The organism is Kitasatospora sp. NPDC089797 (assembly GCF_040684795.1).
Lineage (GTDB): Bacteria > Actinomycetota > Actinomycetes > Streptomycetales > Streptomycetaceae > Kitasatospora.
The window spans coordinates 1-26,038 of record NZ_JBFBGS010000019.1 but is presented as its reverse complement, the minus strand read 5'-3'; the positions used below and the strand labels follow the sequence as shown (position 1 = coordinate 26,038).

At 73.9% G+C, this 26,038-nt stretch carries 27 protein-coding genes and 3 tRNA genes; 16 read left to right on the top strand and 14 right to left on the bottom strand.

Annotated features, from left to right (window positions below; genetic code table 11):
- The first annotated feature begins 88 nt into the window (after positions 1-88).
- Entirely contained in the window at positions 89-436 is a 348-nt protein-coding gene (locus AB0O91_RS17150; RefSeq protein ID WP_363433286.1) for an MmcQ/YjbR family DNA-binding protein, read from the top strand.
- A gap of 185 nt (positions 437-621) precedes the next feature.
- Positions 622-1,836 carry an alpha/beta hydrolase gene (locus AB0O91_RS17145; RefSeq protein ID WP_363433283.1) on the top strand — a complete coding sequence of 405 codons (1,215 nt, stop codon included), beginning with the start codon at positions 622-624 and terminating at the stop codon, positions 1,834-1,836.
- A gap of 37 nt (positions 1,837-1,873) precedes the next feature.
- On the opposite strand, the gene AB0O91_RS17140 is transcribed toward AB0O91_RS17145, so the two are convergent.
- Positions 1,874-2,854 (bottom strand): WYL domain-containing protein, encoded by a 981-nt coding sequence (locus AB0O91_RS17140; protein WP_363433280.1) that lies wholly within the window; start codon positions 2,852-2,854, stop codon positions 1,874-1,876.
- Positions 2,855-2,976: 122 nt separating this feature from the next.
- Here AB0O91_RS17140 and AB0O91_RS17135 point away from each other — a divergent pair, with 122 nt between their 5' ends.
- Entirely contained in the window at positions 2,977-3,555 is a 579-nt protein-coding gene (locus AB0O91_RS17135; RefSeq protein ID WP_363433277.1) for a TIGR03086 family metal-binding protein, read from the top strand.
- A 68-nt stretch (positions 3,556-3,623) separates the two neighbouring features.
- Here the strand turns inward: AB0O91_RS17135 and AB0O91_RS17130 are convergent, their stop codons facing one another.
- Both AB0O91_RS17130 and AB0O91_RS17125 read right to left on the bottom strand, forming a co-directional pair.
- Complete coding sequence (locus tag AB0O91_RS17130) at positions 3,624-4,637, bottom strand: aldo/keto reductase (protein WP_363433274.1); 1,014 nt, start codon at positions 4,635-4,637, stop codon at positions 3,624-3,626.
- Complete coding sequence (locus AB0O91_RS17125; RefSeq protein WP_363433271.1) at positions 4,634-5,137, bottom strand: MerR family transcriptional regulator; 504 nt, start codon at positions 5,135-5,137, stop codon at positions 4,634-4,636. The genes AB0O91_RS17130 and AB0O91_RS17125 overlap by 4 nt, the downstream gene beginning before the upstream one ends.
- Positions 5,138-5,253: 116 nt before the next feature.
- On the opposite strand from AB0O91_RS17125, the gene AB0O91_RS17120 reads away from it, so the two are divergent.
- On the top strand, positions 5,254-6,096 hold the full coding sequence (locus AB0O91_RS17120; RefSeq protein WP_363433268.1) for a serine hydrolase domain-containing protein: 843 nt from the start codon (positions 5,254-5,256) through the stop codon (positions 6,094-6,096).
- 27 nt (positions 6,097-6,123) lie between these two features.
- On the opposite strand, the gene AB0O91_RS17115 is transcribed toward AB0O91_RS17120, so the two are convergent.
- On the bottom strand, positions 6,124-6,900 hold the full coding sequence (locus AB0O91_RS17115; protein WP_363433266.1) for a pirin family protein: 777 nt from the start codon (positions 6,898-6,900) through the stop codon (positions 6,124-6,126).
- Positions 6,901-7,107: 207 nt separating this feature from the next.
- Between AB0O91_RS17115 and AB0O91_RS17110 the strand changes: the two genes are divergently transcribed.
- From AB0O91_RS17110 to fabF, 5 genes are all read left to right on the top strand, one after another.
- Positions 7,108-8,304, top strand: coding sequence for a helix-turn-helix domain-containing protein (locus tag AB0O91_RS17110; RefSeq protein ID WP_363433563.1), 1,197 nt, complete (start codon positions 7,108-7,110; stop codon positions 8,302-8,304).
- Between the two features lie 91 nt (positions 8,305-8,395).
- Positions 8,396-9,355, top strand: coding sequence for an ACP S-malonyltransferase (locus tag AB0O91_RS17105; RefSeq protein ID WP_363433264.1), 960 nt, complete (start codon positions 8,396-8,398; stop codon positions 9,353-9,355).
- On the top strand, positions 9,352-10,395 hold the full coding sequence (locus tag AB0O91_RS17100; RefSeq protein WP_363433262.1) for a beta-ketoacyl-ACP synthase III: 1,044 nt from the start codon (positions 9,352-9,354) through the stop codon (positions 10,393-10,395). Before AB0O91_RS17105 ends, AB0O91_RS17100 begins: the two co-directional genes overlap by 4 nt.
- An 80-nt stretch (positions 10,396-10,475) precedes the next feature.
- Complete coding sequence (locus AB0O91_RS17095; RefSeq protein ID WP_363433260.1) at positions 10,476-10,727, top strand: acyl carrier protein; 252 nt, start codon at positions 10,476-10,478, stop codon at positions 10,725-10,727.
- Positions 10,728-10,911: 184 nt separating this feature from the next.
- Positions 10,912-12,174, top strand: coding sequence for a beta-ketoacyl-ACP synthase II (fabF, locus tag AB0O91_RS17090; RefSeq protein WP_363433258.1), 1,263 nt, complete (start codon positions 10,912-10,914; stop codon positions 12,172-12,174).
- A gap of 66 nt (positions 12,175-12,240) precedes the next feature.
- On the opposite strand, the gene AB0O91_RS17085 is transcribed toward fabF, so the two are convergent.
- Positions 12,241-12,735 carry a DUF3145 domain-containing protein gene (locus AB0O91_RS17085; protein WP_363433256.1) on the bottom strand — a complete coding sequence of 165 codons (495 nt, stop codon included), beginning with the start codon at positions 12,733-12,735 and terminating at the stop codon, positions 12,241-12,243.
- 353 nt (positions 12,736-13,088) lie between these two features.
- Positions 13,089-14,114, bottom strand: coding sequence for an NADP-dependent oxidoreductase (locus AB0O91_RS17080; protein ID WP_363433254.1), 1,026 nt, complete (start codon positions 14,112-14,114; stop codon positions 13,089-13,091).
- 104 nt (positions 14,115-14,218) lie between these two features.
- Here AB0O91_RS17080 and AB0O91_RS17075 point away from each other — a divergent pair, with 104 nt between their 5' ends.
- The gene (locus AB0O91_RS17075; protein ID WP_363433252.1) at positions 14,219-14,683 is read left to right on the top strand and encodes a MarR family transcriptional regulator; all 465 of its coding nucleotides are present in this window, start codon (positions 14,219-14,221) and stop codon (positions 14,681-14,683) included.
- Between the two features lie 118 nt (positions 14,684-14,801).
- Positions 14,802-16,322: an LCP family protein gene (locus tag AB0O91_RS17070; protein ID WP_363433250.1), complete on the top strand. Its 1,521-nt coding sequence runs from the start codon at positions 14,802-14,804 to the stop codon at positions 16,320-16,322.
- 31 nt (positions 16,323-16,353) lie between these two features.
- Here AB0O91_RS17070 and AB0O91_RS17065 read toward each other — a convergent pair whose 3' ends face one another.
- The 6 genes from AB0O91_RS17065 to AB0O91_RS17040 form a co-directional block, all read right to left on the bottom strand.
- Complete coding sequence (locus tag AB0O91_RS17065) at positions 16,354-17,310, bottom strand: pyridoxal-phosphate dependent enzyme (RefSeq protein WP_363433248.1); 957 nt, start codon at positions 17,308-17,310, stop codon at positions 16,354-16,356.
- A gap of 101 nt (positions 17,311-17,411) precedes the next feature.
- Positions 17,412-18,041 carry a GPP34 family phosphoprotein gene (locus AB0O91_RS17060; RefSeq protein WP_363433246.1) on the bottom strand — a complete coding sequence of 210 codons (630 nt, stop codon included), beginning with the start codon at positions 18,039-18,041 and terminating at the stop codon, positions 17,412-17,414.
- 51 nt (positions 18,042-18,092) lie between these two features.
- Positions 18,093-18,320, bottom strand: coding sequence for a hypothetical protein (locus AB0O91_RS17055; protein ID WP_363433244.1), 228 nt, complete (start codon positions 18,318-18,320; stop codon positions 18,093-18,095).
- Positions 18,321-18,330: 10 nt separating this feature from the next.
- Positions 18,331-19,278 (bottom strand): SPFH domain-containing protein, encoded by a 948-nt coding sequence (locus AB0O91_RS17050; RefSeq protein WP_363433242.1) that lies wholly within the window; start codon positions 19,276-19,278, stop codon positions 18,331-18,333.
- 211 nt (positions 19,279-19,489) lie between these two features.
- On the bottom strand, positions 19,490-19,627 hold the full coding sequence (locus AB0O91_RS17045) for a hypothetical protein (protein WP_363433240.1): 138 nt from the start codon (positions 19,625-19,627) through the stop codon (positions 19,490-19,492).
- Positions 19,628-19,857: 230 nt separating this feature from the next.
- Positions 19,858-19,931, bottom strand: a tRNA-Ile gene (locus AB0O91_RS17040).
- A gap of 190 nt (positions 19,932-20,121) precedes the next feature.
- On the opposite strand from AB0O91_RS17040, the gene AB0O91_RS17035 reads away from it, so the two are divergent.
- A complete protein-coding gene (locus AB0O91_RS17035) occupies positions 20,122-20,973 on the top strand; it encodes a hypothetical protein (RefSeq protein ID WP_363433237.1) in 852 nt (283 codons plus the stop codon).
- Positions 20,974-21,092: 119 nt separating this feature from the next.
- Complete coding sequence (locus AB0O91_RS17030) at positions 21,093-21,842, top strand: trypsin-like peptidase domain-containing protein (protein WP_363433235.1); 750 nt, start codon at positions 21,093-21,095, stop codon at positions 21,840-21,842.
- 141 nt (positions 21,843-21,983) lie between these two features.
- Here AB0O91_RS17030 and AB0O91_RS17025 read toward each other — a convergent pair.
- Both AB0O91_RS17025 and AB0O91_RS17020 read right to left on the bottom strand, forming a co-directional pair.
- Positions 21,984-22,056: transfer RNA gene (locus tag AB0O91_RS17025), tRNA-Asn, on the bottom strand.
- Positions 22,057-22,118: 62 nt separating this feature from the next.
- Positions 22,119-22,191: transfer RNA gene (locus AB0O91_RS17020), tRNA-Asn, on the bottom strand.
- 245 nt (positions 22,192-22,436) lie between these two features.
- Between AB0O91_RS17020 and AB0O91_RS17015 the strand changes: the two genes are divergently transcribed.
- The 3 genes from AB0O91_RS17015 (at position 22,437) to AB0O91_RS17005 (ending at position 25,881) form a co-directional block, all read left to right on the top strand.
- Entirely contained in the window at positions 22,437-22,730 is a 294-nt protein-coding gene (locus AB0O91_RS17015; RefSeq protein ID WP_363433232.1) for a hypothetical protein, read from the top strand.
- Positions 22,731-22,837: 107 nt separating this feature from the next.
- A complete protein-coding gene (locus tag AB0O91_RS17010; RefSeq protein WP_363433229.1) occupies positions 22,838-24,274 on the top strand; it encodes an FGGY family carbohydrate kinase in 1,437 nt (478 codons plus the stop codon).
- Between the two features lie 203 nt (positions 24,275-24,477).
- Positions 24,478-25,881 carry a glutamate decarboxylase gene (locus AB0O91_RS17005; protein WP_363433226.1) on the top strand — a complete coding sequence of 468 codons (1,404 nt, stop codon included), beginning with the start codon at positions 24,478-24,480 and terminating at the stop codon, positions 25,879-25,881.
- The last annotated feature ends 157 nt before the right edge of the window (positions 25,882-26,038 follow it).

Here is a 26,038-nt window from a genome sequence, read left to right as displayed (position 1 = left end):
CCGCCGGGTCGCGTCATCGGCGCCCGCCGGGTCGCGTCATCGGCGCCCGCCGGGTCGCGTCGTCGGCGCCCTGCCCTAACCTGCCGCCATGGTGACGTTCGACGAGTTCCGCACGATGGCCCTGGCCCTGCCGGAGGCCGCCCAGGAGCCGACCTGGGGCATCGAGACGCTGCGGGTCCGCGGCAAGGTCTTCGCGATGGGCTCCCCCGAGGGCGACAGCGTCACCGTCAAGGCCTCCCGGGAGGACCAGGCCGAGCTGATCGCCGCCGAACCCGGGGTGTTCTCCTTCGCCCGGTACGTCGGACGCCACGGCTGGGTGAGCGTCCGGCTGGACCGGGTCGACCCGGAGGAGCTGCGGGACGTGGTCACCGAGGCCTGGCGGCGGACGGCCCCCAAGCGGCTGGTGGGCGAATTCGACACCCGCCGCTCCGCTTAGCACCGCCGGGACGGCCACACAAGGACGCCGGAAGGACACTCCCGGTTCATGTGATCCATCCCACAGTTTGGGCGGGTCCGTCACCCTCCTGTGACCTCTACGCTTTCCCAGGAAAGTCAGCAGTCCATTCGCACCCTCCGGGCACCGCCCGAGAAACGGTGACGGGCCCCTAGGGAGTTGGTGCGGTGCGCAACCGTCGACGCTGGAAGCGGGTACTGATCGGCGCGTTCGCGGGTTGTGCCGTGCTCGCCGACGCCGGTGCCTCGGCCGCCGCCGCCGCGGTCTCCTCCGAGCAGTTGGCGATCTCCACGCCACCGGCCGGCAGCGCCGCCTGGATCCAGGACCACTCCTTCGGCCGCACCCTCCCCGACCCGGCCACCACCGGCCCGGCCGACGCCGCGGCCTTCTTCGCCTCGCTCGCGCCCACCGAGCTGGACCGGCTGGTCAAGGACTACCCGCTGGTCGTCGGCAACTACGACGGCGCCCCGCTGGACCTGCGCTACCGCGCGAACCGGATCGCCCTGGCGAACGAGCGCGACGCCGCCCGGGCCCGCGCCGCCGACCGGACGCTGGACTCCGACACCCGCGCGCTGGCCGTCTCCCGCGCCAACGACGTCGAGCGCCTGCTCTCCCCCGACCGGCAGATCCTGGCCTTCGACCCGCGCGGCCGCGGCCTGGTCACCGAGGTCTGGGGCGACCTCGCCGACGCCGAGCACATCTCGGTGCTCGTCCCCGGTTCGGACGCCGACCTCGGCCACTTCGACCAGTCCGCCGAGCCGCTGCGCTCCCCGGCCGGCATGGCCCGCGCCCTGTACGCCGAGGAGCAGCACCAGGCCCCCGGCACCCGGACCGCCGTGATCGCCTGGACCGGGTACGTCACCCCGTCCGGCCTCGGTCCGGACGCGGCCACCTCCCGGCTCGCCGACGTCGCCGCCCCCCGGCTGGAGCGACTGCTGGCCGGCCTCAAGGAGACCACCCGGCCGGACGCGCCGCCGGCCCTGCTCTGCCACTCGTACGGCTCGGTGGTCTGCGGCACCGCCGCCCCGAAGATCCCCCGCGCCGCCGCCTCGCCGTCCGACACCTCCGGCATCACCGACATGATGGTGTTCGGCAGCCCCGGCATGGGCGTGCAGTCCGCCGCCGACCTGGGCGCCGGCGTGCACGTGTGGGCCACCCGCAACCCCAACGACTGGATCGGCAACGTCCCGTTCCTGGAGGTCGGCAAGCTCGGCCACGGCGCGGACCCGACCGGCAGCGGCTTCGGCGCCGAGCAGATCTCCTCCGCCCGGGCCTCCGGCCACAACGGCTACTTCACCGCCGGCACCGACAGCCTGCACAACTTCGCGGCGATCGCCCTCGGGGACTACGGCGACGTCGTCCGGGCGCAGCCCGGCTCGTAGGCCCGCCCGTGGGCCGGCCGTCCCGACCGGACCGCGGCTACTCCTGGTAGAGCCGCAGCGCCTCCGCCGCCGCCCGGGCCTGTTCGCGCCGGGCGGACGGCGGGGCCAGCACCTCGACCTCCGCGCCGAACGCCAGCAGCGCGCGGACGGCGCCGACCGCCGGGAAGGCCATCGCCAGCTCGACCCAGTCCTCGGCCGGCCCGCCGCCCGCCTCCGGCGGCAGCCCGGTGACCCGCCCGCCGTGGATGCGCAGGAACATGTCCAGCCGCCCGCGCCGGACCCGCACCCGGGCCGGCAGGTCCTTCGGCAGCCGCTCCACCTGCTCGCGCAGGGCCGCCCACACCTCGCCCAGCACCACCCCGGCCCGGCGGCGCACCGGCTCCTCGGTGGTCTCGGCGGCCAGCACCCGGTCGGCCCGGAACAGCCGCGGCTCGCCGCGCAGATCGGCCACCAGGTACCAGACCGCGGCCTTGCTGACCAGCCCGTACGGGTCCACGGTGTAGTCCACCGGCGCGGGCGTGCCGCCGTGCCGGTAGCGCAGCCGCAGCCGCCGGTCGGCGAACACGGCGTACTGCAGCTCGCCCAGGTCCGGCCCGCTCCCGGCGCCGGGTTGGGGGTTCTGCAGCCAGCGCGCCGGGTCGACCAGGATCCGCTCGCTCACCCGCTCGGCCACCGGGCGGTGCGGGGCGGGCAGCGCCGCCATCACCTTGCGCAGCGCCGAGCCGAGCGCGCCGTCCAGCCCGAGGTCGCTGTGCGCGCCCTGGGCCGAGAGCACGAACAGCGCCCGGGCCTCGTCCGCGGTCAGCCCGGTGACGTCGGTGCGGTAGCCGGGCAGCAGATTGATGCCGCCGTGCCGGCCGCGCTCGGTGAACACCGGCACCCCGGCGGCGGAGAGCGACTCCACGTCCCGGTAGATGGTGCGGACGGACACCTCCAGCCGTTCGGCCAGTTCGGTGGCGGGCACCCGGCCCCGGGTCTGGAGCAGCAGCAGGATCGAGAGCAGGCGGTCGGCCTTCATGGCACCAGGATCCCAACAATCCTGACGACACCTGTCAGGTTTTACTGGGAGATTGCGTTCCGGGTCCGGCGGCGAACCGCCCGGGCCCGAACGACCGCACCGCACAAGGGAGCTGACCACAGATGAACGCCGTCCAGGACACCCGCCCGCAGTACCTGACCGCCCTCGCCCAGCTGGAGGAGCTGTTCGCCGCCGTTACCCCCGCCGACCTCGACCGGCCCACCCCCTGCACGGAGTACACCCTGCGGCAGCTGCTGAACCACGTGGTCGGCGGCGTCCACCGGTTCGCGTACCTGGGCGAGGGCGGCCGGGCCGAGGACGTCGTGGCGGCCATCGAGGACCCCTCGGACGACGGCTGGCCGGCCGCCCTCGCCCGGGCCGCCGCCCGGGCCACCGCCGCCTGGGCGGATGACGCCAAGCTCGGCCGCCCGACCTTCGCCCCCTGGGGCGAGGCGCCCGGCGCCCTGGTGGTCGGCGGCTACGTGATGGAGACGGCGACCCACTGCTGGGACATCGCCACCGCCCTCGGCGGGGACTTCGTGCTGGACGACGGGCTGGCGCACACCGCGCTGGCCGTCGCCGAGATCGTCCTGCCGCCGGAGAGCCGGGTCCCGGGCACCCCGTTCGGCCCGGTGCGGCCGGTCCCCGGTGACGCCGACGTGCACACCCGGCTGGCCGCCTGGCTGGGCCGCGCGGTCTGACCCGCCGGGCAACTCCCCTGCCGGGGAGGGGAGTCGGCGACCCCCTCCCCGCCGGTGCTGCTCCCGGGCTACTCCCGGCCGACCGAGGTGTTGCGCATGTCCGCGTAGCGGTCCCCGGCGACCTGATCGGCGATCGGCTCCAGCAGGGCCAGCTCCTCCGCGCTCAGCAGCAGGGTCGCCGCACCGGTGTTCTCCAGCAGCCGGCTGCGCTTGCGGGTGCCCGGGATCGGCACCACGGCCAGCCCGTGCACCTGCGCCCGCTGGTGCACCCAGGCCAGCGCCACCTGGGCGAGCGTCGCCCCGTGGGCCGCGGCGATCTCCCGCAGCGGGGCGAGCAGTTCGCCGTTGGCGACGGCGTTCTCCCCGGTGTAGCGCGGGTGGGTGCGGCGGAAGTCGTCCGCGGCGAGCGCCGCCGCGTCCTGGAAGGCGCCGGTCAGGAAGCCGCGCCCGAGCGGCGAGTACGGCACGAAGGTGACGCCCAGCTCGGCCGCGGCCGGCACCGCCGAGCGCTCCACGTCACGGGCGAACACCGACCACTCGGACTGCACCGCGGCGATCGGGTGCACGGCGTGCGCCTCGCGCAGCTCGGCCCCGGTCACCTCGGACAGGCCCAGCTGCCGGACCTTGCCGGCCTGCACCAACTCGGCCATGGCGCCGACCGATTCGGCCAGCGGCACCTCCGGGTTGCGGCGGTGCATGTAGTACAGGTCGATCACGTCCACGCCGAGGCGGCGCAGCGAACCCTCCACCGCGGAGCGGATGTACGCCGGGTCGTTGCGGATGGCGCGCTTGGTCGGGTCGTTCGCGTCGCGCTCGATGGCGAACTTGGTGGCGAGCACCACCCGGTCGCGGTTGGCCCGGACGAAGGGGCCGATGAACTCCTCGTTGCGGCCGGCACCGTACATGTCCGCAGTGTCGAACAGCGTGACGCCGGCCTCCAGCGCGGCGTCCAGCGTGGCGAGCGCCTCGTCGGAGTCGGTCGGGCCGTAGAACTCGCTCATGCCCATGCAGCCGAGGCCCTGGACGCCCACCAGCGGGCCGTCGGTGCCGAGGGTGGCGGTGGGGAGGACGGGGTGAGTCATGCGCTCTGCTCTTCCTCTGCTCGGTGGTTCTGGCAATGGACGGGGGCGCCGGTGCCGTCGGCGGTCTTCCCGGCGTAGAGATCGATCTTGTGGTCGAGGACGGCCAGGGTGGCCTGGAGGTCGACGATCCGCTGCCGGACCTCGTCGCGCTGCGCCTCCAGCAGTCGGCGGCGCTCGTCGTAGGTCTGTTCGCCGCGGCGGGCCATGTCGACGTACTTGAGCATGTCGGCCACCGACATCCCGGTCAGCCGCAACCGGCCCAGGAAGGCCAGCCGGTGCAGGTCGCGGTCGCAGTAGCGGCGCTGGCCGCCGACCGCGCGGTCGACCGGGTCGAGCAGGCCGATCCGCTCGTACCAGCGCAGGGTGTGGGCGGTCAGCCCGCTGGCCGCGGCGACCTCGCTGATGGTGTGCCGCGGGGTGCGGTCCGGGTCGCCGACCGGGCGGTCGAACACCTCGGCGCAGCTGCGCAGCCCGGGCCGGACGCGTGCGGGTGTGGCCATTGATCGATTCCCCCTGTCCTGTGTCCACGACGCTACCGAGTTGGAGTGCACTCCAAGCAAGCCACCCGCCGGGTGCTCCCGCCACCCGGTTCCGGGCCCCGACTAGAGTCGGGCGCATGGAGAGCTTGCGGATGATCGAGAACTGGCCCGTGCCCCACGCCGCCGCGGCGGTGGTCCGGGGGGCGGACGGCGCCGTGCTGGCCGCGCACGGCCCGCAGCAGCACCTCTTCCCGCTCGCCTCGGTGACCAAGCTGCTCACCTCCTACGCGGCGCTGGTCGCGGTGGAGGAGGGCGTGTTCGAGCTGGACGACCCGGCCGGCCCGCCCGGCTCGACCGTGCGCCACCTGCTGGCCCACACCTCCGGCCTCGGCTTCGACGAGGACCGGCTCTTCGCCGAGCCCGGCAACCGCCGGCTCTACTCCAACGCCGGCTTCGACGTGCTCGCCCGCACCCTGGCCGAGGCCGCCGGGATCGCGTTCCACCAGTACGTCGCCGAGGCGGTGTTCCAGCCGCTGGGCATGCACGACACCCTGATCAACACCGCGAGCAAGTCCCCGGCCGGCGCCGGCGGCCTGTCCACGGCGGCCGACCTGGCCCGGTTCGCCGCCGAACTGCAGTCCCCGAAGCTGCTGGACCCGTCCACCGTCCAGCGGGCCACCCGCGAGGTCGCCTTCCCCGGCACCAGCGGCGTGCTGCCCGGTTACGGCCACCGCCGCCCGAACGACTGGGGCCTCGGCTTCGAGATCCGCGACGGCAAGAGCCCGCACTGGACCGGCACCGCCAACTCCCCCGCCACCTTCGGCCACTTCGGCCAGGCCGGCACCTTCCTCTGGGTCGACCCGCAGGCCGGAGCGGCCTGCATCGCGCTCACCGACCGGGACTTCGGCCCCTGGGCCGTCGAGGCCTGGCCGCCGCTCTCCGACGCCGTGCTCGGCGAGCTCGCGAACTCGCCGAGCTGAGCCGCAAGGCCCTGTCCCAGCCCGGTCCTAGCCGTACGAGACCGGCGAGTGCATCTCCCAGAGCAGCAGTTCGGCGCCGCCCTCCCCCGCCGTCGGGTCGGCGAAGGCCTCGCCGGTGATCCGCACGCTGTCGCCCGGCACCATGGACCGGCCGGCGCCCTTGGGCCCCGGCACGGTCCGGTAGCCCAGCGAGCCGGCCGTCAGGTGGGCGTACCGCCAGGGCGCGGCCGGCAGTTCGGGCAGCGGCTGCCAGGGGCCGGCCGCGACCAGCCAGAGCGCGGCGTCGCTCCGGCGCAGCCGCAGGGCGCCCGTCCCGGCGTCCCGCTCCAGCCCGGAGGCCAGCAGCGTCAACCCGCCGTCGGCCGGTTCCACCTTGCGCAGCCCGTACACCGGGGCGGCGTCGAAGCGGTCCGGCTGCAGCCACATCTGGACGAACCGCACCGGCCCGTCGGCCCCGCCGACGTTGCGCTCGGTGTGGGTGACCCCGGAGCCCGCGCTCAGGTGCTGGACCGTGCCCGGGCGCACCACCCCGCTGTGGCCGTGCGAGTCCCGGTGGGCCAGCGCGCCCTCCAGCACCCAGGTGAGGATCTCGGTGTCCCGGTGCTTGTGCTCCTCGAACCCGGCACCGGGGGCGAGGACCTCCTCGTTGCAGGCGAGCAGCGCGCCGAAGTGGGTGTTCTTCGGGTCGTAGTGGCCGGAGAAGGAGAACGCGTGGCGGGTCTCGATGCCCTCGGCGGGGGTGGAGCGGTAGCGCTCGGCGGTGCGGCGCAGGTCGGCACGGGGGCGTTCAGGGGCGTCGGTCACCCGCCCCACCGTAGTCGCTGTGACCGGCACCACCCGGGCGCTGCGCCGGGGGGTGTGCGCGAGCAGTGACCCGCGTGAGGCAGTCTTGTCCTTGTGCCAGCCGCCTCCGCGAACTCCCAGAGCGATCCCAGCCCCGCCGCCGAACCCACCGGGAAGAGTCCGGCCGCACGGGCCGTCCGGGACCGCCCCGGCCGTGCGGCGCCCCGGCTGACGGCCCAGGAGCGCAGAAACGCCGCCGAGCGGGCCGAGCGCCGGGCCGCGACGCTCAAGCGGCTGGAGAAGTCCTCCGGGAAGCTCGCCACCGCCGCGATCTCGCGGATGGACGACCAGCTCGGCTGGTACCGGCGGATGCCGCCGGAGCACCGCTCCTGGATCGGCCTGGTCGCCCAGGCCGGCATCGCCGCGTTCACCGAGTGGTACCGCCACCCCGACACCGCCCAGGCGATCTCCACCGACGTCTTCGGCACCGCCCCGCGCGAGCTGACCCGGGCGATCACGCTGCGCCAGACCGTCGAGCTGATCCGCACCACGATCGAGGTGATGGAGGAGGCCATCGAGGAGGTGGCCGCCCCCGGCGACGAGGCGGACATGCGCGAGTCCGTGCTCGTCTACGCCCGGGAGATCGCCTTCGCCACCGCCCAGGTGTACGCCCAGGCGGCCGAGGCCCGCGGCGCCTGGGACGCCCGGCTGGAGGCGCTGGTGGTGAACTCCCTGCTGTCCGGCGACGCCGACGAGGGGGTGCTCTCCCGGGCCGCCGCACTCGGCTGGGGGCAGCCCAGCCAGGTCCGGGTGGTGATGGGCAGCGCACCGGACGGCGACAGCGAGCTGGTGGTCGAGGCGATCCGCCGGGCCGCCCGGTACGCCAAGCTGAACGTGCTGACCGGGGTGCTGGGCAAGCGCCTGGTGGTCGTGGTCGGCGGTGACAAGGAGCCGGTGCACGCGGCCCGGGCGCTGATCGGCCAGTTCGCGCCGGGTCCGGTGGTGATCGGCCCGACCGTGCCGGACCTGCTCTCGGCGACCCGCTCGGCGCACGCCGCCGCGGCCGGCCTGCGCGCCTGCGCCGCCTGGCCGGACGCCCCCCGCCCGGTGCTCGCCGACGACCTGCTGCCCGAACGGGCGCTCGCCGGGGACCAGACCGCCCGCCGCCAGCTGGTGGAGGAGATCTACACACCGCTGGACGAGGCGGGCTCCGCCCTGCTGGAGACCCTGAGCGTCTACCTGGAGCAGGCCTCCTCCCTGGAGGGGGCGGCCCGGATGCTCTTCGTGCACCCCAACACGGTGCGCTACCGGCTACGACGTGTGACCGACGTCACGGGGTACGCCCCCTCCGACGTACGTTCGGCGTTCACGCTGCGGATCGCCCTGGCCCTCGGCCGACTCACCGCCGCCGGGGAACCCGGCTGAGCCGCAGTGTAGGGACCATACAATCCCGGATGGTTTTCTTCGTTACCGTCGCCTACCCGCCCCTGGGCGCCTGGCGAGAGAGGGTTGAACCGTGCTCGTAATCGTCGCCCCTGGACAGGGTGCCCAGTCCCCCGGTTTCCTCAGCCCCTGGCTGGAGCTCGACGGTGTCGCCGACCGCCTGCGCCGCTGGTCGGAGCCCGCCGGGCTCGACCTGGTGCACGCCGGGACCGAGGCGTCCGCCGAGGAGATCAAGGACACCGCCGTCGCCCAGCCGCTGCTGGTCGCGGCCGGTCTGGTGACCGCCCGGGCGCTGTTCCCGGACGAGGACATCGCCCGCAAGCTCTCCGGCGCGGTCGCCGGCCACAGCGTCGGCGAGATCACCGCCGCCGCTTGCGCCGGCGTGTTCGGCGCCCACGAGGCGCTGACCTTCGTCCGTGAGCGCGGCCGGGCCATGGCCGAGGCCGCCGCCGTCACCGAGACCGGCATGACCGCCGTGCTCGGCGGCGACCCCGAGGTGGTCGCGGCGAAGCTCGCCGAGCACGGCCTGACCGCCGCCAACAACAACGGCGGCGGCCAGATCGTCGCCGCCGGCACGCTGGCCCAGCTGGAGGCCCTCAAGGCCGACCCGCCGGCCGGCGCCAAGCTGATCGCCCTCAAGGTGGCCGGCGCCTTCCACACCGAGCACATGGCCCCCGGCGTCGAGCGGCTGGCCGCGCTGGCCCCGAGCCTGCCGGTGGCCGACCCGCAGGTCCGCTACGTGTCCAACAGGGACGGCGAGGTGGTCGGCTCCGGCGCCGAGGTGCTGGCCCGTCTGGTGGCGCAGGTCTCCAACCCGGTCCGCTGGGACCTCTGCATGGAGACCCTCGGGCAGCTGGGCGCGACCGCGGTCATCGAGCTGTCCCCCGCGGGCACCCTCACCGGCCTGCTCAAGCGCAACCTCAAGGGTGTGGCCACGCTCGCCCTGAAGACCCCCGCCGATCTGGACAAGGCCCGCGCCCTCATCGCGGAGCACGGCGGTCAGGACCAGCAGGACCAGGAGGACCACGCATGACCAAGCCGCAGATCCGCCCCGCCACCGGCGCGCAGTACTCCCGCATCCTCGGGGTCGGCGGCTACCGCCCGGTCCGGGTCATCCCCAACTCCGAGGTCCTGGAGTGGATCGACTCCTCGGACGAGTGGATCCGCACCCGCAGCGGGATCGCCGAGCGCCGCTGGGCGGGCCCGGACGAGAGCGTCTCCGAGATGTCGGTGCAGGCCGCCGGCAAGGCCATCGCGCAGGCCGGCATCGCCGCCGAGCAGATCGGCGGCGTGATCGTCGCGACCGTCTCGCACTTCAAGCAGACCCCCGCGATCGCCACCGAGATCGCCGAGCGGCTGGGCTGCGGCACCGCCCCGGCCTTCGACATCTCGGCCGCCTGCGCCGGCTTCGGCTACGGCCTGGGCCTCGCCGACGGCATGATCCGCGGCGGCAACGCCGAGTACGTGCTGGTGATCGGCGTGGAGCGGCTCAGCGACCTGACCGACACCTCGGACCGGTCGACCGCCTTCATCTTCGGCGACGGCGCCGGCGCCGTGGTGGTCGGCCCGTCCGACACGCCGGGCATCGGCAAGCTGATCTGGGGCTCGGACGGCTCGCAGGCCGACGTCATCACCCAGACCCAGGCCTGGGACACCGCCTTCGCCAAGCCCGGTGCGATCAACGGCCCGGCCGAGGACCCGGAGCAGGGCGGCAAGTGGCCGGCCCTGCGGATGGACGGCCAGCCGGTGTTCCGCTGGGCGGTCTGGGAGATGGCCAAGGTGGCCCAGCAGGCGCTGGACGCCGCCGGGATCACCGCCGACCAGCTCGGCGCCTTCATCCCGCACCAGGCCAACATGCGGATCACCGACGCCATGATCAAGGCGCTCAAGCTGCCGGCGTCGGTGCCGGTCGCCCGCGACATCGCCGAGACCGGCAACACCTCCGCCGCCTCCATCCCGCTGGCGATGGAACGCATGCTGGAGTCCGGCGAGGCGCACAGCGGCGACCTCGCGCTGATCATCGGGTTCGGGGCGGGTCTCGTCTACGCCGCGGCAGTCGTTACGCTCCCCTAGGCGCGTTTCGCCCCATCCATCCACAAGCCCGTGCTCGGCCGACGGCCGGACACGTTCAACACCGAAGAGGAGCAGCCAGTATGGCTACGCAGAACGAGGTCCTGGAGGGTCTCGCCGAGATCGTCAACGAGATCGCCGGCATCCCGGCGGAGGACGTTGAGCTCGACAAGTCCTTCACCGACGACCTGGACGTCGACTCGCTGTCCATGGTCGAGGTCGTCGTGGCCGCCGAGGAGCGCTTCGACGTCAAGATCCCGGACGACGAGGTCAAGAACCTGAAGACCGTCGGCGACGCGGTGAACTACATCCTCACCAACGCCGACAACGCCTGAGCGACCGACTCGTCCGAGTCGCCCAGTCCGTCCGGCGTCAGTCACGCCTCGGACGGCTGACCCGTCGGCCCCGGCTCGCTCCGAGCCGGACCGACCCGCCGGCCGGGACGCCCCACCGGGCGCCCGGCCGGGCCCTTCTTCGGCCCGCCGCCGATCTCGCACCAACGTGAAAGAAGAGAGACCAGTGACCGCTGAGAACCGAACCGTGGTCGTCACGGGTATCGGCGCCTTCACGCCGCTGGGCGGCGACGCCGCCACCACCTGGGAGAACCTGGTCGCCGGGCGCTCCGGAGTGGCGGCCCTGACCGAGGAGTGGGCCGAGGACCTGCCGGTCAAGATCGCCGCGCGCACCGCGGTCGAGCCGGGCGAGATCCTGCCCCGCCCGCTGGCCCGCAAGCTGGACCGCTCGGCCCAGTTCGCGCTGATCGCCGCCCGCGAGGCCTGGGCCGACGCCGGCTTCGAGACCCCCGCCACCGACGAGTCCTCCAAGCTCGCCCCCGAGCGCCTGGGCGCCGTGATCGCCTCCGGCATCGGCGGCGTGACCACCCTGCTCGACCAGTACGACGTGCTGAAGGACAAGGGCGCCCGCAAGGTCTCCCCGCACACCGTCCCGATGCTGATGCCCAACTCCCCGGCGGCCAACGTCGGTCTGGAGGTCGGCGCCCGCGCCGGCGTGCACACCCCCGTCTCCGCCTGCGCCTCCGGCGCCGAGGCGATCGGCTACGCGATCGAGATGATCCGCAGCGGCCGCGCCGACGTGGTGGTGGCCGGCGGCACCGAGGCGGCGATCCACCCGCTGCCGATCGCCGCGTTCGCCAACATGATGGCGATGTCCAAGCGGAACGACGAGCCCGAGCGCGCCTCGCGCCCGTACGACAAGGCCCGGGACGGCTTCGTGCTGGGCGAGGGCGCCGGCGTGGTCGTGCTGGAGTCGCTGGAGCACGCCGAGGCCCGCAACGCCCGGATCTACTGCGAGGCGGTCGGCCAGGGCCTGTCCTCGGACGCCCACCACATCGCCCAGCCCGAGCCGACCGGCGCCGGCGTGGCCCGCGCGCTGGCCGACCTGTTCGACCGCAACGAGCTGGACAAGGCCGAGATCGTGCACGTCAACGCGCACGCCACCTCCACTCCGCAGGGTGACACCGCCGAGCTGAAGGCGCTGCGCAAGGAGCTGGGCGAGGACCTCGACCACATCCTGGTCTCGGCCACCAAGTCGATGACCGGTCACCTGCTGGGCGGCGCCGGCGGCATCGAGACCGTCGCCACCGTGCTGGCCCTGTACCACCGGATCGCCCCGCCGACCATCAACGTCGACGAGCTGGACGACGAGGTGGACACGAAGATCGTCACCGAGGCCACCCCGCTGCCCGAGGGCCGGATCGCCGCGCTGAACAACTCGTTCGGCTTCGGCGGCCACAACGTGGTGCTGGCCTTCCGCACCCGCTGACGCACCCCGCACGGAGGGGCCGGCGCTCGTGACGAGCGCCGGCCCCTCCGTCGTGCTCCGTCGGTCTCAGACCACCTGGTGCAGCCAGCGCACCGGTGCGCCCTCGCCCGCGTAGCGGAACGGCTCCAACTCGTCGTCCCAGGGCTTGCCCAGCAGCCGGGAGATCTCGACCTCCAGGTCGGCCCCCTCACTGCGGGCCCGCAGCAGGACGGCCCGCAGCCGGTCCTCGGGGATCAGGATGTCGCCGTGGATGCCCGTGACGGCGTGGAAGATGCCGAGGCTGGGCGTGCTGCTGAAGCGCTCGCCCTCCGCCGTGGCGCAGGGCTCGCTGGTCACCTCGTACCGCATGAGCTGCCAACCGCGCAGCGCGGAGGCGAGTTTCGAGGCGGTGCCGGGCTCCCCCTGCCAGGAGAGCTCGGCGCGCCAATGCCCGGGTGCGGCCGGCTGGCGGATCCAGTCCAGACTCACCCGCACACCGAGCACCCCCGCGACGGCCCACTCGACGTGCGGGCACAGCGCGCGGGGCGCGGAGTGGACGTACAGAACTCCACGGGTCGTCACCGGGACCTCCAGGCTGTGGACGAGGGTCGCCTTCCCCAGCTGCCTCGTGCCTGCAGTTGATCCACAGTTACCCACGTTAGCCGACATTAAGCTACTAAATTGAGCAAAACGGACAGGCTTTCGCTCAATGCTAGTCGAATCCTCAACGAGGTCTACCCCTCGGCCGGATCTCTCCCCCGAACGGCCCCATCGCCGGGCGGGACCACCGTACCGCGCGGCACCGGGCGATGGATGACGCACTTTCGGATCCGGCCGGAATGCGGTAGTGCGGCCGGATCCCCTGCGCCGTGCACGCGAACCGCCCCGCGCGCCCGGTCGGGGGCGGCGGGGCGGTTCACCCGTCTGACGCTGCGTCAGTCCGCCAGGCGGACGACCATCTTGCCGGTGTTGACGCCGCGCAGCAGGTCGATGAAGGCCTGGGCGGCGTTCTCGAAGCCGTCCACCACGGTCTCCTCGGTGCGCAGGTCACCGGACTTCAGCCAGCCGGCCACCTCGGTGACGAACTGCGGCTGCAGGGCGGCGTGGTCGCCCACCAGCATGCCCTCCAGGCGCAGCCGCTTGCCGATCGCCAGCGCCAGGTTGCGCGGGGCGGCGGGCGCGGTGGTCTCGTTGTACTGGGCGATCGCGCCGCAGAGCACCGCACGGCCGTGCACGCCGAGGGCGCCGATCGCGGCCTCCAGGTGGTCCCCGCCGACGTTGTCGAAGTAGAGGTCGATGCCCTCCGGGGCGGCCGCGGCGAGCTGCTCGGCGACCGGGCCGTCCTTGTAGTTGAAGGCGGCGTCGAAGCCGTACTCGTCCACCAGCTTGGCGACCTTCTCCGCCGAGCCGGCCGAACCGACCACCAGCGAGGCGCCCTTGAGCCGGGCGATCTGGCCGACCAGCGAGCCGACCGCGCCGGCCGCGCCGGAGACGAAGACCTTGTCGCCCTCCTTGAGGGCGCCGACGGCGAGCAGTCCGGCGTAGGCGGTCAGGCCGGGCATGCCGAGCACGCCGAGGTAGGCGGAGAGCGGGGCGGCGGCCGGGTCGACCTTGACGGCGCGCGCGGCGTCCAGGGTCGCGTACTCGCGCCAGCCGAGCCCGTGCAGCACCGCGTCGCCGGGGGCGAAGCCCTCCGCCTCGGAGGCGACCACGTAGCCGACCGCGCCGCCGTCCATGGCCCGGCCGAGCTGGAACGGGGGCACGTACGACTTCACGTCGTTCATCCGGCCCCGCATGTACGGGTCGACCGAGAGGTCGGTGTTGCGGACCAGGATCTCGCCCGGGCCCGGGGTCCGGACCGGGGCCTCGACCAGGGCGAAGTCGGTCGGCACGGGCCAGCCCTGGGGGCGGGCGGCGAGGTGCCATTCACGGGCGGTCGCGGGGGCGGCCTGCTCTGCCATGGAGTGCTCCTTGGAGGGGGTTCGGCAGGTAAAAGGTTGAGCAACTGAAGTAACGATGGACATGAAAGGTTCACCTTGTCAACTTTTCAGGTAGACTCTGGGGCATGGACACTCAGCAGACCGAGGCCGCCACGCCGCAGTCCGACGAGATCACCCGCGAGGTCGTCGACCTGATGGCCAACCTGGTCGCACTGTTCCACCGCGAGTACGAGGACGCGGCCGCCGCCCGGTCGCTCACCGGCGCCCAGGCCAAGGTGCTCGCGCTGCTGCGGCGCGGCCCGTTGCCGATGCGCCACATCGCCCAGACGCTCAGCTGCGAGCCGTCCAACATCACCGGCATCGTCGACCGGCTGGAGGCCCGCGGCTTCGTGACCCGGGAGGCCGACCGCCAGGACCGCCGGGTCAAGCTGGTCGCCGCCACCGAGACCGGCGCCGCCGCCTCCGAGGAGCTGCGCGAGTCGCTCAACTTCGCCCGCGAACCGCTGGCCGCGCTCGACACCGAGGAGCGGGCGCTGCTGCGGGACCTGCTCCGGCGGATGCTCACCGGCGCCTCCGGCCCCGGGGCGTGATCAGCATCACAGGCCCGCGGCCGGATTCACCCGCCCCACGGGGGTAACCGAACGGCCTTCCGGAGCGTCTAACGTTCGAACTATCGAACGCTGAGACCTGAAGACGGGGGGCACGGGGATGAGCAGCAGCACGCGCCGGCGCCGCTACCTGCGGACCGCCATCGGCCTGGCCGCCGTTCTGGTGCTGTCGGTCGTGGGGGCCGGAGCCTGGTTCTACCACCGGCTGGACAGCAACATCACCACCTTCGACGCGGGCGGCGTCGCCACCGAGCGCCCGCCCGCCCCCGTCCCGGCCGCACCCGGCGCCCAGGTCCCGGTCAACGTGCTGCTGCTCGGCTCGGACACCCGGGACGACGGCAACAACGCGCTCGGCGGCGGCGACGACGGCGTCGGCAACTCGGACACCGCGATCCTGGTGCACGTCTACGCCGACCACAAGCACGCCGTCGGCGTCTCGATCCCCCGCGACACCCTGGTCACCATCCCGTCCTGCAAGCTCGCGGACGGCACCTGGACCAAGCCCCGCACCGACCAGATGTTCAACTCGGCGTTCAGCGTCGGCGAGCTCGCCAAGGGCAACCCGGCCTGCACCCAGAACACCGTGGAGAAGCTCACCGGGCTGCGGATCGACCACACCGTCGTGGTCGACTTCAAGGGCGCCGCGGCGATGACCGACGCGCTCGGCGGCGTGGAGGCCTGTGTGCCCAACGACGTCAACGAGTACGGCATCCAGCTGAAGAAGGGGCTGCAGAAGCTCTCCGGGAAGTCCGCGGTGGACTACCTGCGGGCCCGCCACGGCATCGGCGACAACTCCGACATAGGCCGGATGAAGCGCCAGCAGGCCTTCCTCTCCTCGATGATCAAGAAGGTCCAGGACCAGGGCTTCTCGCTGCCCACCCTGCTGCCACTGGCCGACGCCGCCACCAAGTCGCTCACCGTCGACGAGGGCCTCGGCACCGCGATGAAGCTGGTCGACTTCGCCCGCTCGGTCGAGGACATCAAGCTCTCCGACGTCACCTTCGTCACCGCCCCCTGGCGCTTCGCCGGCGAGCGGGTGCGGCTGGTCCAGCCGGACGCCGACGACCTGTGGAAGCTGCTGCGGGAGGACCGCACCCTGGACGGCCACAGCACCGCCGGCACCGGCGCGGCCACCGCCTCGGCCTCCGCCTCCGCCTCGCCCGGCGCGACCGGACCGCTCACCCCCGAGCAGGCCGCCGCCCCGGTCACCGTGGTCAACGGCGTCGGCACCGCCGGGCTGGCCGGCTCCGGCGCCGAGACCCTCAAGGGCCGCGGCTTCCAGAACGTCGTGCTCGGCGCCAACAGCCCCGGCAAGCAGCAGACCGAGGTCTCCTACGACCCCGCCCTGAAGGCGGCCGCCGACCAGGTCGCGGCGCTCTTCCCCGGCGCCCGCACGGTCGAGGACCCGGGCTCGGGCGGTATCACCCTCACCCTCGGCGCGGACCGGCAGTCCCCCGGCACCCAGCTGAACTCGGTCTCCTCGCCGTCGCCCTCGGCCTCGGCCGGCGGTGCCGGCACCGGCAGCGGCAGCGGCGCGCCCGGCGGGATACCGACCGGCATAGCGGAGAACACCCGGGGGGCCGACACCGATCCGTGCGCCGACCTGACCTTCGGGTCGTAGGACGGATCGTCGCAGCGCTGCTCCGGTACGGCTACTCCGGGTCCGGCAGTCCGGTGACCACGGCCGTCAGGCGGGTGCCCCGCAGGAAGGCACCCGCCGCGGCCAGGTCGGCCAGCGCGGCCAACAGCTTCGCCACGTACCGGAGTTCCACCGGGATGCCGTGGCGTCGCTCGAACTCCTGGGCGAACGAGGCCAGTTCGGCCGGGACCTTGCCGTAGCCGCCGCCGTGGTGGCCGTGCTCGACCCGCCAGTTGTCGAACTCGCGCCCGAAGGCGGCCCGGTGCAGCCGGGTGACCTCCGCCTCCAGGTAGCCCTCGCCGCCGCGCAGCACCGCCACCCCGAGCGCCAGGGCGCCGGTCGGCAGGCCCGCCGCGATGCCGGCCAGCGTGCCGCCGGTGCCGACCGGGCAGCAGACCACGTCCCGCCCGTCCAGGTCGGGCAGTTCGGCCGGGATCGCGGCCGCTCCGATCGCGGCCAGGGCGTTGGAGCCGCCCTCCGGCAGCACCAGGCAGCGGCCCCAACGGCGTTGCAGCTCCGTACCCGCCTCCGTGTCGTCCTGCGCTCCTCCCGTCGTGCCGCCCGTCGTGCCGCCCTCGGCGCCGGCCCGGCCGACGGCCTCCCGGTAGGCGGTCCGGGTGAGGAACTCCAGCCGCATCCCGGACCGTTCGGCGGCCCGCAGCGACCAGTTGCGCGGCCGCTCGGCCAGCTCGTCGCCGCGCACCAGCCCGACGCTCTCCAGCCCGAGCGCCGCGGCCGCCGCCGCGACCGCGCGCAGGTGGGTCGAGTAGGCCCCGCCGAAGGTCAGCAGCCGGGTGTGGCCCTGTTCGACGGCGGCGGCCAGGTTGGGCGCCAGCTTGCGCCACTTGTTGCCCGGGACGCCGGGGTGCAGCAGGTCGTCCCGCTTGAGCCGCAGTTCCACCCCGGCCCGGGCGAAGACCCCGTCGGTGCAGTCCACCAGCGGGGTCGGCAGCAGGGCGGGTTCGAGCATCCGGCCAGCTTACGGGGCCGGACGGCGACCGGCCCGATCACCCGGACGGCCGACGGCCCGGCCGCCGTGGGGCAGCCGGGCCGGGGCACGCTTCCGGGCGGTCAGACCGCCCCGCCGTCCGCGTGCCGCGCGGTGATGGCGCGGCGCAGGGCACGCGGGACGGGGCCCGCCGCGGGTGCCAGCTTGTCGATCCGGGCCCGGTGCTCGCGCCGCCGGCGCCAGGCCAGGACCGAGCCCAGCCGGGCCGCGTCGACCAGGGCCACCAGCGCCGCGTCCGCCGGGTCGACCCGGCTGAACGGACCGGTCAGCGCCGACTCGACGCCCGCCGCCAGCGCCTTGCGCACCCGGGGCTCCCGAAGGGTGACCCGGGCGACCGGGAACAGCCCCAGCAGCCGGTGCTCCTCGACCCGGATCCGGCCGGCGGCCGCGAGTCCGTCGCGGACCACCCGCACCGATCCCCGCTGGCGCCCGATCCAGCTCCGCCAGGTGCGCCGCCGCCCCTGGCGGATCTGCTCCAACAGCGCGGCGGAGAGCGGGTCGAGCCCGTCGGCCACGGCGTCGACGGGGGCCGGGTGCCGGCCGTCGTCACGGATCAGCCCGCGGCGGAGGAGTTCGGTGAGCGCCGCCGCCCGCAGGGCCAGGTCGAGGTCGGTCGCGCGGGTCGGCCGCCCGCGCTCGGGGTCGCAGGCGAGCAGGTAGAGCTTCTCGGGCAGATTGACGGGCAGGTCCATCTCGGTCTCTCCGAAAGGTCTGTGGCGCCCGGCCGCCGCGGTCGGTCCTCGTCAGTCCTCGACGGGACCGCCGCTCTCCGGGCTCTCCTTGGGCGGTCGGCCGCGCCGGGGAAGCCGGGCCGCACCGCTGGGCATCCGGCCGGCCTCGGTGAGGGCACGGCGGAGCACGAACTCGATCTGCGCATTGGTGCTGCGCAGCTCGTCCGAGGCCCACCTGGCCAGCGCGTCGTGAACCGAAGGATCCAGTCGCAACAGGAGCTTCTTCCGTTCCGTCGCCAATGCCGCGCCCTTACTGGTAGAGGGAGCCCGTGTTCACGACGGGCTGGGTGCCGCGGTCGCCGCAGAGCACCACCAGGAGGTTGCTCACCATGGCGGCCTTGCGCTCCTCGTCCAACTCCACCACGTCCCGCTCGGCGAGCCGGTCCAGCGCCTCCTCGACCATACCGACGGCGCCCTCGACGATCAGCCGCCGGGCGGCCACCACGGCCCCGGCCTGCTGCCGCTGGAGCATCACCTGGGCGACCTCGGGGGCGTACGCGAGCCGGGTGATCCGGGACTCGATGACCCGCACCCCGGCCGAGGCGACCCGCGCGGCGATCTCGGCGGACAACTTGCGGGTGATCTCGTCCGCACCGTCGCGCAGCGACAACTGCCCCTCGTGGTGGGCGTCGTACGGATAGCTGGTGGCGATGTGCCGGACGGCCGTCTCGGTCTGGATCGCGACGAAGTCGGTGTAGTCGTCCACCTCGAAGACCGCCATCGCGGTGTCCTCGACCTGCCAGACCACCACGGCGGCGATCTCGATCGGGTTGCCGTCGGCGTCGTTGACCTTGGCGGTCTCGGTCTCGTGGTTGCGGATCCGCAGCGAGAGGAGCCGGCGGCTGGTGAACGGGTTGACCCAACTCATCCCCTCGGCGCGGATGGTCCCCCGGTAGGTGCCGAGCAGCTGGACCACCCGGGCCGAGCCGGGCGAGACCACCGTCAGCCCGCACAGCAGCACCAGCGAGGCCAGCACCACCAGCGGCCCGAGGACCACCAGCGGGATGCCCACCCCCTGGTTCCCGCCGGCCAGTTGGACCCCGCCGGCGATCAGGGCGCCGAGCCCGGCGAGCACGCCGAGCAGCGCCCCGCCGAGCACCGGCAGCCCGGGAGCGCCGGTGATGACCCGCTCGGTGGTCTTCGGAGCCGGAAGGTCGAGGACGGGGCCGTCCTCGACGTCGAAACGCGGTGTGGTCATGGGACCCACTCCCCCCAGAACGATGTCCGCCGACGCGAGTGCTCGCGCCTGCTGTCAAAGTGATATCACTTTTTGCGCGTGGAGCACCAGGGGCGGGACCGGGGATCCGGTCGTACGGGGGGGCGCGCGCGTGCGCCACGTGCGCGCGGCTCGGCGACGCAGCGACGCAGCGACGCAGCGACTCGGCAGCCCGGCGGCTCAGCGGCTCTGATCAGCCGTCGGCCCCGGAGCCGAAGTGGTTGCGCTGCCTGCCCGCGACCAGGACCGGCCCGACCACCTCCGACCGCCCCTGCCGACGGAACAACCCCACCGCCCGCTCCCGGAGTTGGCCCCACCCCTCGGTGACCATCAGCCCCGGCGGCCCCCATCGACGCCGAACGACGCATGCGGTCGACGGGCCAGGGCCCGCGCCTCGACCCGACCGGACGTCAGCGCGACGTGGTCACGGCGTTCCCATGCGGGTGAACCTCGGCGTGTAATCGCCGCCGGGGGTTGTCGGGTGCGTACAGTTCTCGCAGGCGCGCCGCATCTCCGCAGGTCAGCGACTCTGCACAGGCGCGCCCGGGGCACGATCGGAAGTGGGGCGGGTGGGACTCGAACCCACGACCAAGGGATTATGAGTCCCCTGCTCTAACCGGCTGAGCTACCGCCCCGGTTCGCCGCGTGCGCCGGTGGTCGGCCACGGCAGCAGCAGACGGCCCCGCGAGGCCGTCCCGGGCAGCATAGCCGGTCGATCAGTCGTGGTGCGCGCCGGGGGCGCAGCTGGGTGCGCGACGGCGTGCGCCTCTCCGGGCGGGGGTGTCCGGGTGGCGGGGGTGGGGCCCGGCAGGGCAGCCTGGAGCGATGACGATGCGTGGGGCGGGAGCCGCGGCCGGGGTGCTGGTGCTGGTGCTCGCGGCGGCGACGGGGTGCACCACCGCGGCGCGGCCCGGCAGTGTCGCCCCGACGGTCAGCTCGGCGCCGCCGTCCGCCGGCACGAGCGCCCACGGGTGGAACCGGCAGCGCTTCAAGGGGGCCGTCGGCCGGCACACCGGGGTCACCCGCACAGCCAAGCCGACGGTGCTCAACGGGTTGGTGGGCGCGGTGTTCACCCGCAACGCGGACGGCGACCACTTCTGCACCGCGAGCGTGGTGGACAGCGCCGGGCTCAACCTCATCGTCACCGCCGCCCACTGCGTCTGGGACCCGAAGATCGGCCAGCGCAGCGACCTGGTCTTCGTCCCCGGCTACCGCAACGGGGACACCCCGAGCGGCGTCTGGCCGCTGGTGGCCGTCACCGTGGACGACGGCTGGAAGGACCACGCCGACCCGGACATGGACGTCGCCTTCGCGGTCGTCCAGGCGCAGAACGGGCGGCAGGTGCAGCAGGTGCTGGGCGCCAACCAGCTGGGGGTCAACCGCGGCTACCGGGTCCCGGTGCGGGTCACCGGCTATCCGGGCAGCAGCGACGTCCCGATCACCTGCGCCAACACCACCTCCGAGCAGAGCGCCACCCAGCTGCGGATCGACTGCCCCGACTACACCGGCGGCACCAGCGGCAGCCCCTGGGTCACCGACTTCGACCCGACCACCAGGACCGGCACCGTGGTCGGCGTGATCGGCGGCTACCAGGAGGGCGGCAACAGCCCGGACACCTCGTACAGCAGCTACTTCGGCGACCGGGTCCAGGCGCTCTACGACCGGGCCACCGGCTGAACCACCCGCTGTTCGAACACCCGGCAGTGGCGCCGCCGGGCACGGCCTGGTAGATCTTCCTCTCGAACGGCGGAACGCACGGCCCGGATGCCCGCCCCGAGGAACGAGACGGAGCGTCGATGGCCCCCCGCCCGGTGCCGCCCCCGCGCACGGCCGGAGCGGCCGCGCTGGCCGCCCTGCTGCTGGCCACCGGCACCGCGTGCAGCGGTGGGTCGGACGGGTCGCCGAACGCCGAGGTCGCCCAGCAGAGCGCGGCCCGGGACCGGGTCGGCACCCTGTCCATCCACTCCGCGCAGGGCTCCCGGGCCTGCACCGCGAGCGTGGTGCGCAGCCCCGGGCACAACCTGCTGGTCACCGCCGCGCACTGCGTGCAGAACCAGCAGGTCGGTCTGCTGGACGGCCTGGTGTTCACCCCCGGCTACCGCAACGGGGCCACCCCGTACGGGACTTGGCAGGTGCAGTCGATCACCGTCGATCCGCGCTGGGCCGACGACGACGACCCCGACTACGACGTGGCGTTCGTCACGGTCGGCGCGCTCGGCGGCCGGCAGATCGAGGACGCGGTCGGCGGCAACCCGCTCGGCACCGGCAAGGGCGTCGGGCTGGCGGTCTCGGTGACCGGCTACCCCAACGACAGCGACGAGCCGATCACCTGCGCCGTCCGGACCCGGTCGCAGAGCTCCACCCAGGAGCGCTTCGACTGCGGCGGCTACACCGACGGCACCAGCGGCAGTCCGTGGATCACCGGGGACGGCACCGTGGTCGGTGTGATCGGCGGCTTCCAGGAGGGCGGGGACAGCCCGGGCACCTCGTACAGCGTCGCCTTCGACCAGCGGGTCGCCGACCTCTACCGGAAGGCGACCACCTGACCGCGGCCCCTGACCGCGGCTCCCGCCCCGGCCCCGCCCGGGCCGGGGTGACGCAGGCGACAGCCGCCCGGGCAACACGAAGGCCCCCCGGTCGACCGAGGGGCCTTCGCTCTGAGCAGTCACCGGGCGGACCCGGTGCAGCTCCCCCAATTGGACTCGAACCAATAACCTGCCGATTAACAGTCGGCTGCTCTGCCAATTGAGCTATGGGGGATCGCTGTGCTGAACTTCCTTACCTGCCACGGGAGTCGGGCTCCTAGGAGCACTCGTCCCGAGCTCCCCCAATTGGACTCGAACCAATAACCTGCCGATTAACAGTCGGCTGCTCTGCCAATTGAGCTATGGGGGATCGGCTTCCGCTTCGGCTCCCGTGACCCGGGCTCCTCGGCGCTCGCTGCGGGACATACATTAGCGCACTCGGGGGGGTGGTCCGCCAATCGCTTTCCCCGGCCGCCCCCGACCGCCGGTCCGGCGTGCCCCGCGCGCGCCCCCGACCGGCCCCGGGGGATGCTGAGGGGACGCGGACGGTTCGCCGTCCCGGGCAACGGGTAGGGCAATGCGGCAGAACGCCGCCAGGAGAGGGTGGGTCCGCTCATGTGGAAGCTGTCGTTGGCCGTGGGTTTCGCGGCCGGCTACGTCCTCGGCTCTCGGGCCGGACGCCAGCGCTACGAACAGATCGCCAAGGTCACCCGGCAGATCGCGCAGAACCCGACGGTCCAGGGGGCGACCGACCGGGCACGGCAGCAGGCCGGCGCCGTCGCGGGGAAGGCGGCCGGCGCCGTCGCGGACCGGGTCGGGGACCGGCTGCCCAGCGCGGTCACCGACCGGGTGCCGTACTTCAGCCGGTCCCGGGCCGAGGACGACGGCTGGGGTACCGTCCGGCCGTGACGGGGCGGTGACCCCCGGGCAAAGAAGGCCTCAACCCGGGGTCCCGAACAGGCAACGGCTCACCCGGCCCGGACGCGTACCGGGCCGGGCTGAGGCATGATCTCGGCATGGCCATCGTCGCGGGGATAGACAGCTCGACCAGCCGCACCCGGATCGTCGCGTGCGACACCGACACCGGTGCCGTCCTGCGGGCCGGCAAGGCGCCCCACCCCGTCCCCGAGGACCAGGACCTGCGCCCCGGCGAGGCCGACCCGCAGGTCTGGCTGCACTCGCTCGGCGACGCCGCGGCCGGCGGCCTGCTGGAGAGCGTCCGGGCGATCGGCGTCAGCGCCCAGCAGCACGGCATGATCGGCCTGGACGCGGGTGGGGTGCAGGTGCGGCCCGCGATCCTGTGGAACGACCCGCGCGCCAGCGGCGCCGCCGCCAAGCTGCTGGACGCCCTCGGCGGCCCCGCCGCCTGGACCGCCGCGATCGGCGCGGTGCCCGGCCCGACGTACACCATCGCCAAGCTGCGCTGGCTGGCCGAGTTCGAGCCGGCCAACGCCCGCCGGATCGCCGAGGTGCTGCTGCCGCACGACTGGCTGGTCTGGCAGTTGCTCGGCCACCCCAAGCGCCGCACCACCGACCGCGGCGACGCCTCCGGCACCGGCTACTGGTCGCCGATCACCGGCGAGTACCGGCAGGACCTGGTCGAGCTGGCGCTCGGCCACGAACTGCGGCTGCCGCACGTGCTCGGCCCCGCCGAACCCGCCGGGCACACCCCCGAGGGCCTGCTGATCTCGGCCGGCACCGGCGACAACATGGCCGCCGCGCTGGGCCTGGGCCTCGGCCCGGGCGACGCGGTGGTCTCGCTCGGCAGCGCCGGCACGATCTTCGCGGTGCACGAGCAGGCCGTGGTGGACGCCTCGGGCCTGATCTCCTCCTTCGCCGACGCCGGCGGCCGCCACCTGCCGATGGTCGCCACCCTCAACGCCGCCCAGGTGCTGCGCTCCACCGCCTCCATGCTCGGCGCGGACCTGGACGGGCTGAGCGACCTCGCCCTGCACTCCTCCCCCGGCGCCTACGGGCTGGTGCTGCTCCCCTACCTGGACGGCGAGCGCACCCCCGCGCTGCCGCACGCCGCCGGCACCCTGACCGGCCTGCGGGCCGAGGCGATGACCCCTCAGCACCTGGCCCGGGCCGCCGTCGAGGGCATGCTCTGCAACATCGCCGACGCGCTGGACGTGCTGCGCGCCCAGGGCGTCGGGATCAAGCGGGTGTTCCTGCTCGGCACGGCCGGCCGGCTGCCCGCCGTGCGGCACGTCGCCCCGATGCTGTTCGGCGTCCCGGTGGTGGTGCCCCCGCCGGGCGCCCACGCCGCCCGCGGCGCCGCCCGGCAGGCCGCCTGGGCGCTCGCCGGCACCGCCGAGCCGCCGGAGTGGGAGCTGCCGGACGCCGAGACGGTCGAGCCCGAGGGCGAGCAGGACCTGGCGATCGGTTCGGCGGTGCGCCAGCAGTACCGCGCCGCCCGGGACCAGATGCACCCGGAGGCGCTCTCCTCCTAGCGAGGGCCGACGGGAGCGAGGGCCGACGGGAGCGAGGGCCGCCGGGAGCGGAAGCCGGAGCCGGCCTGGACCCGGGGCGACGGAGGCCCGGGCTCCGGCCGAGCGCGGGTTGGCCGAAGTCCGCCGATGAAGATGCGTCACCGGGCGCCCGGTGGCAGCGTGGGTCGGGACACGGCCACCGAGGCGAAGGGCGGCAGGAACCCATGGCCCTGCACAAGGGGACCGGCGGCGACCGCCGGCTGAGCGTCAGTCCGTTCCTCGGCATCACCGACCCGCTGGGCGCGATGCAGCTCTCCCCGCCGGTGCACCGGCTCGGCGAGAGCCCGGTCGCGGCCGACACCGCGTACCAGCTGGTCCGCGACGAGCTGATGCTGGACGGCAGCGCCAAGCTCAACCTGGCGACCTTCGTCACCACCTCGATGGAGGTGCAGGCCACCCGGCTGATGACCGAGTGCCTGGACAAGAACATGATCGACAAGGACGAGTACCCGCAGACCGCCGAGCTGGAACGGCGCTGCGTGGCCATCCTCGCCGACCTCTGGCACGCCCCCGACCCGGACGCCGCGGTCGGCTGCTCCACCACCGGCTCCAGCGAGGCCTGCATGCTGGCCGGCATGGCGCTCAAGCGCCGCTGGATGCGCCGCAACGCCGAGCGCTACGCGGCCGGGGCGCGGCCCAACCTGGTGATGGGCGTCAACGTCCAGGTGTGCTGGGAGAAGTTCTGCACCTTCTGGGAGATCGAGGCGCGTACCGCGCCGATGGAGGGCGAGCGCTTCCACCTCGGCCCCGAGCAGGCGGTCGCCCTGTGCGACGAGGACACCATCGGCGTGGTCGGCGTCCTCGGCTCGACCTTCGACGGGTCGTACGAGCCGATCGCGGAGATCTGCGCGGCCCTGGACGAACTCCAGGAGCGCACCGGCCTGGACGTCCCGGTGCACGTGGACGGCGCCTCCGGCGGCATGGTGGCGCCCTTCCTCGACCCGGAGCTGGTCTGGGACTTCCGGCTCCCCCGGGTGCAGTCGATCAACACCTCCGGCCACAAGTACGGCCTGGTCTACCCCGGCGTCGGCTGGGCGCTCTGGCGGGACAAGGCGGCGCTGCCGGAGGAGCTGGTCTTCCGGGTCAACTACCTGGGCGGCGAGATGCCGACCTTCGCGCTCAACTTCTCCCGGCCCGGCGCGCAGGTCGCGGCCCAGTACTACATCTTCCTGCGGCTCGGACAGGCGGGCTTCCGGGCCGTCCAGGGCGCCTGCCGGGAGGTCGCCACCTACCTGGCCGGGGAGATCGGCAAGCTGGGCTGCTTCCGGCTGCTGACCCACGGCGACGAGGTCCCGGTGTTCGCCTTCACCACCACCGAGGACGCCACCTTCGACGTGTTCGACGTCTCGCGGCGGCTGCGCGAGCGCGGCTGGCAGGTGCCCGCGTACACCTTCCCGGCCGATCGGGAGGACCTGTCGGTGCTCCGGATCGTCTGCCGCAACGGCTTCTCCCGGGACCTCGCCGACCTGTTGCTGGCCGACCTCAACCGGCTGCTGCCGGAGCTGCGGCGCCAGCCCGTGCCGCTCCAGGAGCTCGGGGTGCCGGTGCGCGAGGGGTTCCACCACTGACCGACCCTGACCGACCTCTGACCGGCCCTGAGCGAAGGCCTGCCGGCGCCGTCGGCCGGTGCCCGGAAATGCCGCGGCGGGTCGGGCTCGGATATCAGGTAGCGCACGCCCAAGGGGCGGCTCCCTTCGAGGTCAGGGGGTGCGGGCGCTCTCGGAC

What these genes read in the sequence shown, in the direction of transcription:
- AB0O91_RS17150 (WP_363433286.1), top strand. Translation starts at nt 89, where the DNA reads ATGGTGACGTTCGACGAGTTCCGCACGATGGCCCTGGCCCTGCCGGAG.
- AB0O91_RS17140 (WP_363433280.1), bottom strand. Translation starts at nt 2,854, where the DNA reads ATGAAGGCCGACCGCCTGCTCTCGATCCTGCTGCTGCTCCAGACCCGG.
- AB0O91_RS17135 (WP_363433277.1), top strand. Translation starts at nt 2,977, where the DNA reads ATGAACGCCGTCCAGGACACCCGCCCGCAGTACCTGACCGCCCTCGCC.
- AB0O91_RS17130 (WP_363433274.1), bottom strand. Translation starts at nt 4,637, where the DNA reads ATGACTCACCCCGTCCTCCCCACCGCCACCCTCGGCACCGACGGCCCG.
- AB0O91_RS17125 (WP_363433271.1), bottom strand. Translation starts at nt 5,137, where the DNA reads ATGGCCACACCCGCACGCGTCCGGCCCGGGCTGCGCAGCTGCGCCGAG.
- AB0O91_RS17120 (WP_363433268.1), top strand. Translation starts at nt 5,254, where the DNA reads ATGGAGAGCTTGCGGATGATCGAGAACTGGCCCGTGCCCCACGCCGCC.
- AB0O91_RS17100 (WP_363433262.1), top strand. Translation starts at nt 9,352, where the DNA reads ATGACCAAGCCGCAGATCCGCCCCGCCACCGGCGCGCAGTACTCCCGC.
- AB0O91_RS17095 (WP_363433260.1), top strand. Translation starts at nt 10,476, where the DNA reads ATGGCTACGCAGAACGAGGTCCTGGAGGGTCTCGCCGAGATCGTCAAC.
- AB0O91_RS17080 (WP_363433254.1), bottom strand. Translation starts at nt 14,114, where the DNA reads ATGGCAGAGCAGGCCGCCCCCGCGACCGCCCGTGAATGGCACCTCGCC.
- AB0O91_RS17075 (WP_363433252.1), top strand. Translation starts at nt 14,219, where the DNA reads ATGGACACTCAGCAGACCGAGGCCGCCACGCCGCAGTCCGACGAGATC.
- AB0O91_RS17070 (WP_363433250.1), top strand. Translation starts at nt 14,802, where the DNA reads ATGAGCAGCAGCACGCGCCGGCGCCGCTACCTGCGGACCGCCATCGGC.
- AB0O91_RS17065 (WP_363433248.1), bottom strand. Translation starts at nt 17,310, where the DNA reads ATGCTCGAACCCGCCCTGCTGCCGACCCCGCTGGTGGACTGCACCGAC.
- AB0O91_RS17060 (WP_363433246.1), bottom strand. Translation starts at nt 18,041, where the DNA reads ATGGACCTGCCCGTCAATCTGCCCGAGAAGCTCTACCTGCTCGCCTGC.
- AB0O91_RS17050 (WP_363433242.1), bottom strand. Translation starts at nt 19,278, where the DNA reads ATGACCACACCGCGTTTCGACGTCGAGGACGGCCCCGTCCTCGACCTT.
- AB0O91_RS17045 (WP_363433240.1), bottom strand. Translation starts at nt 19,627, where the DNA reads ATGGTCACCGAGGGGTGGGGCCAACTCCGGGAGCGGGCGGTGGGGTTG.
- AB0O91_RS17035 (WP_363433237.1), top strand. Translation starts at nt 20,122, where the DNA reads ATGACGATGCGTGGGGCGGGAGCCGCGGCCGGGGTGCTGGTGCTGGTG.
- AB0O91_RS17030 (WP_363433235.1), top strand. Translation starts at nt 21,093, where the DNA reads ATGGCCCCCCGCCCGGTGCCGCCCCCGCGCACGGCCGGAGCGGCCGCG.
- AB0O91_RS17015 (WP_363433232.1), top strand. Translation starts at nt 22,437, where the DNA reads ATGTGGAAGCTGTCGTTGGCCGTGGGTTTCGCGGCCGGCTACGTCCTC.
- AB0O91_RS17010 (WP_363433229.1), top strand. Translation starts at nt 22,838, where the DNA reads ATGGCCATCGTCGCGGGGATAGACAGCTCGACCAGCCGCACCCGGATC.
- AB0O91_RS17005 (WP_363433226.1), top strand. Translation starts at nt 24,478, where the DNA reads ATGGCCCTGCACAAGGGGACCGGCGGCGACCGCCGGCTGAGCGTCAGT.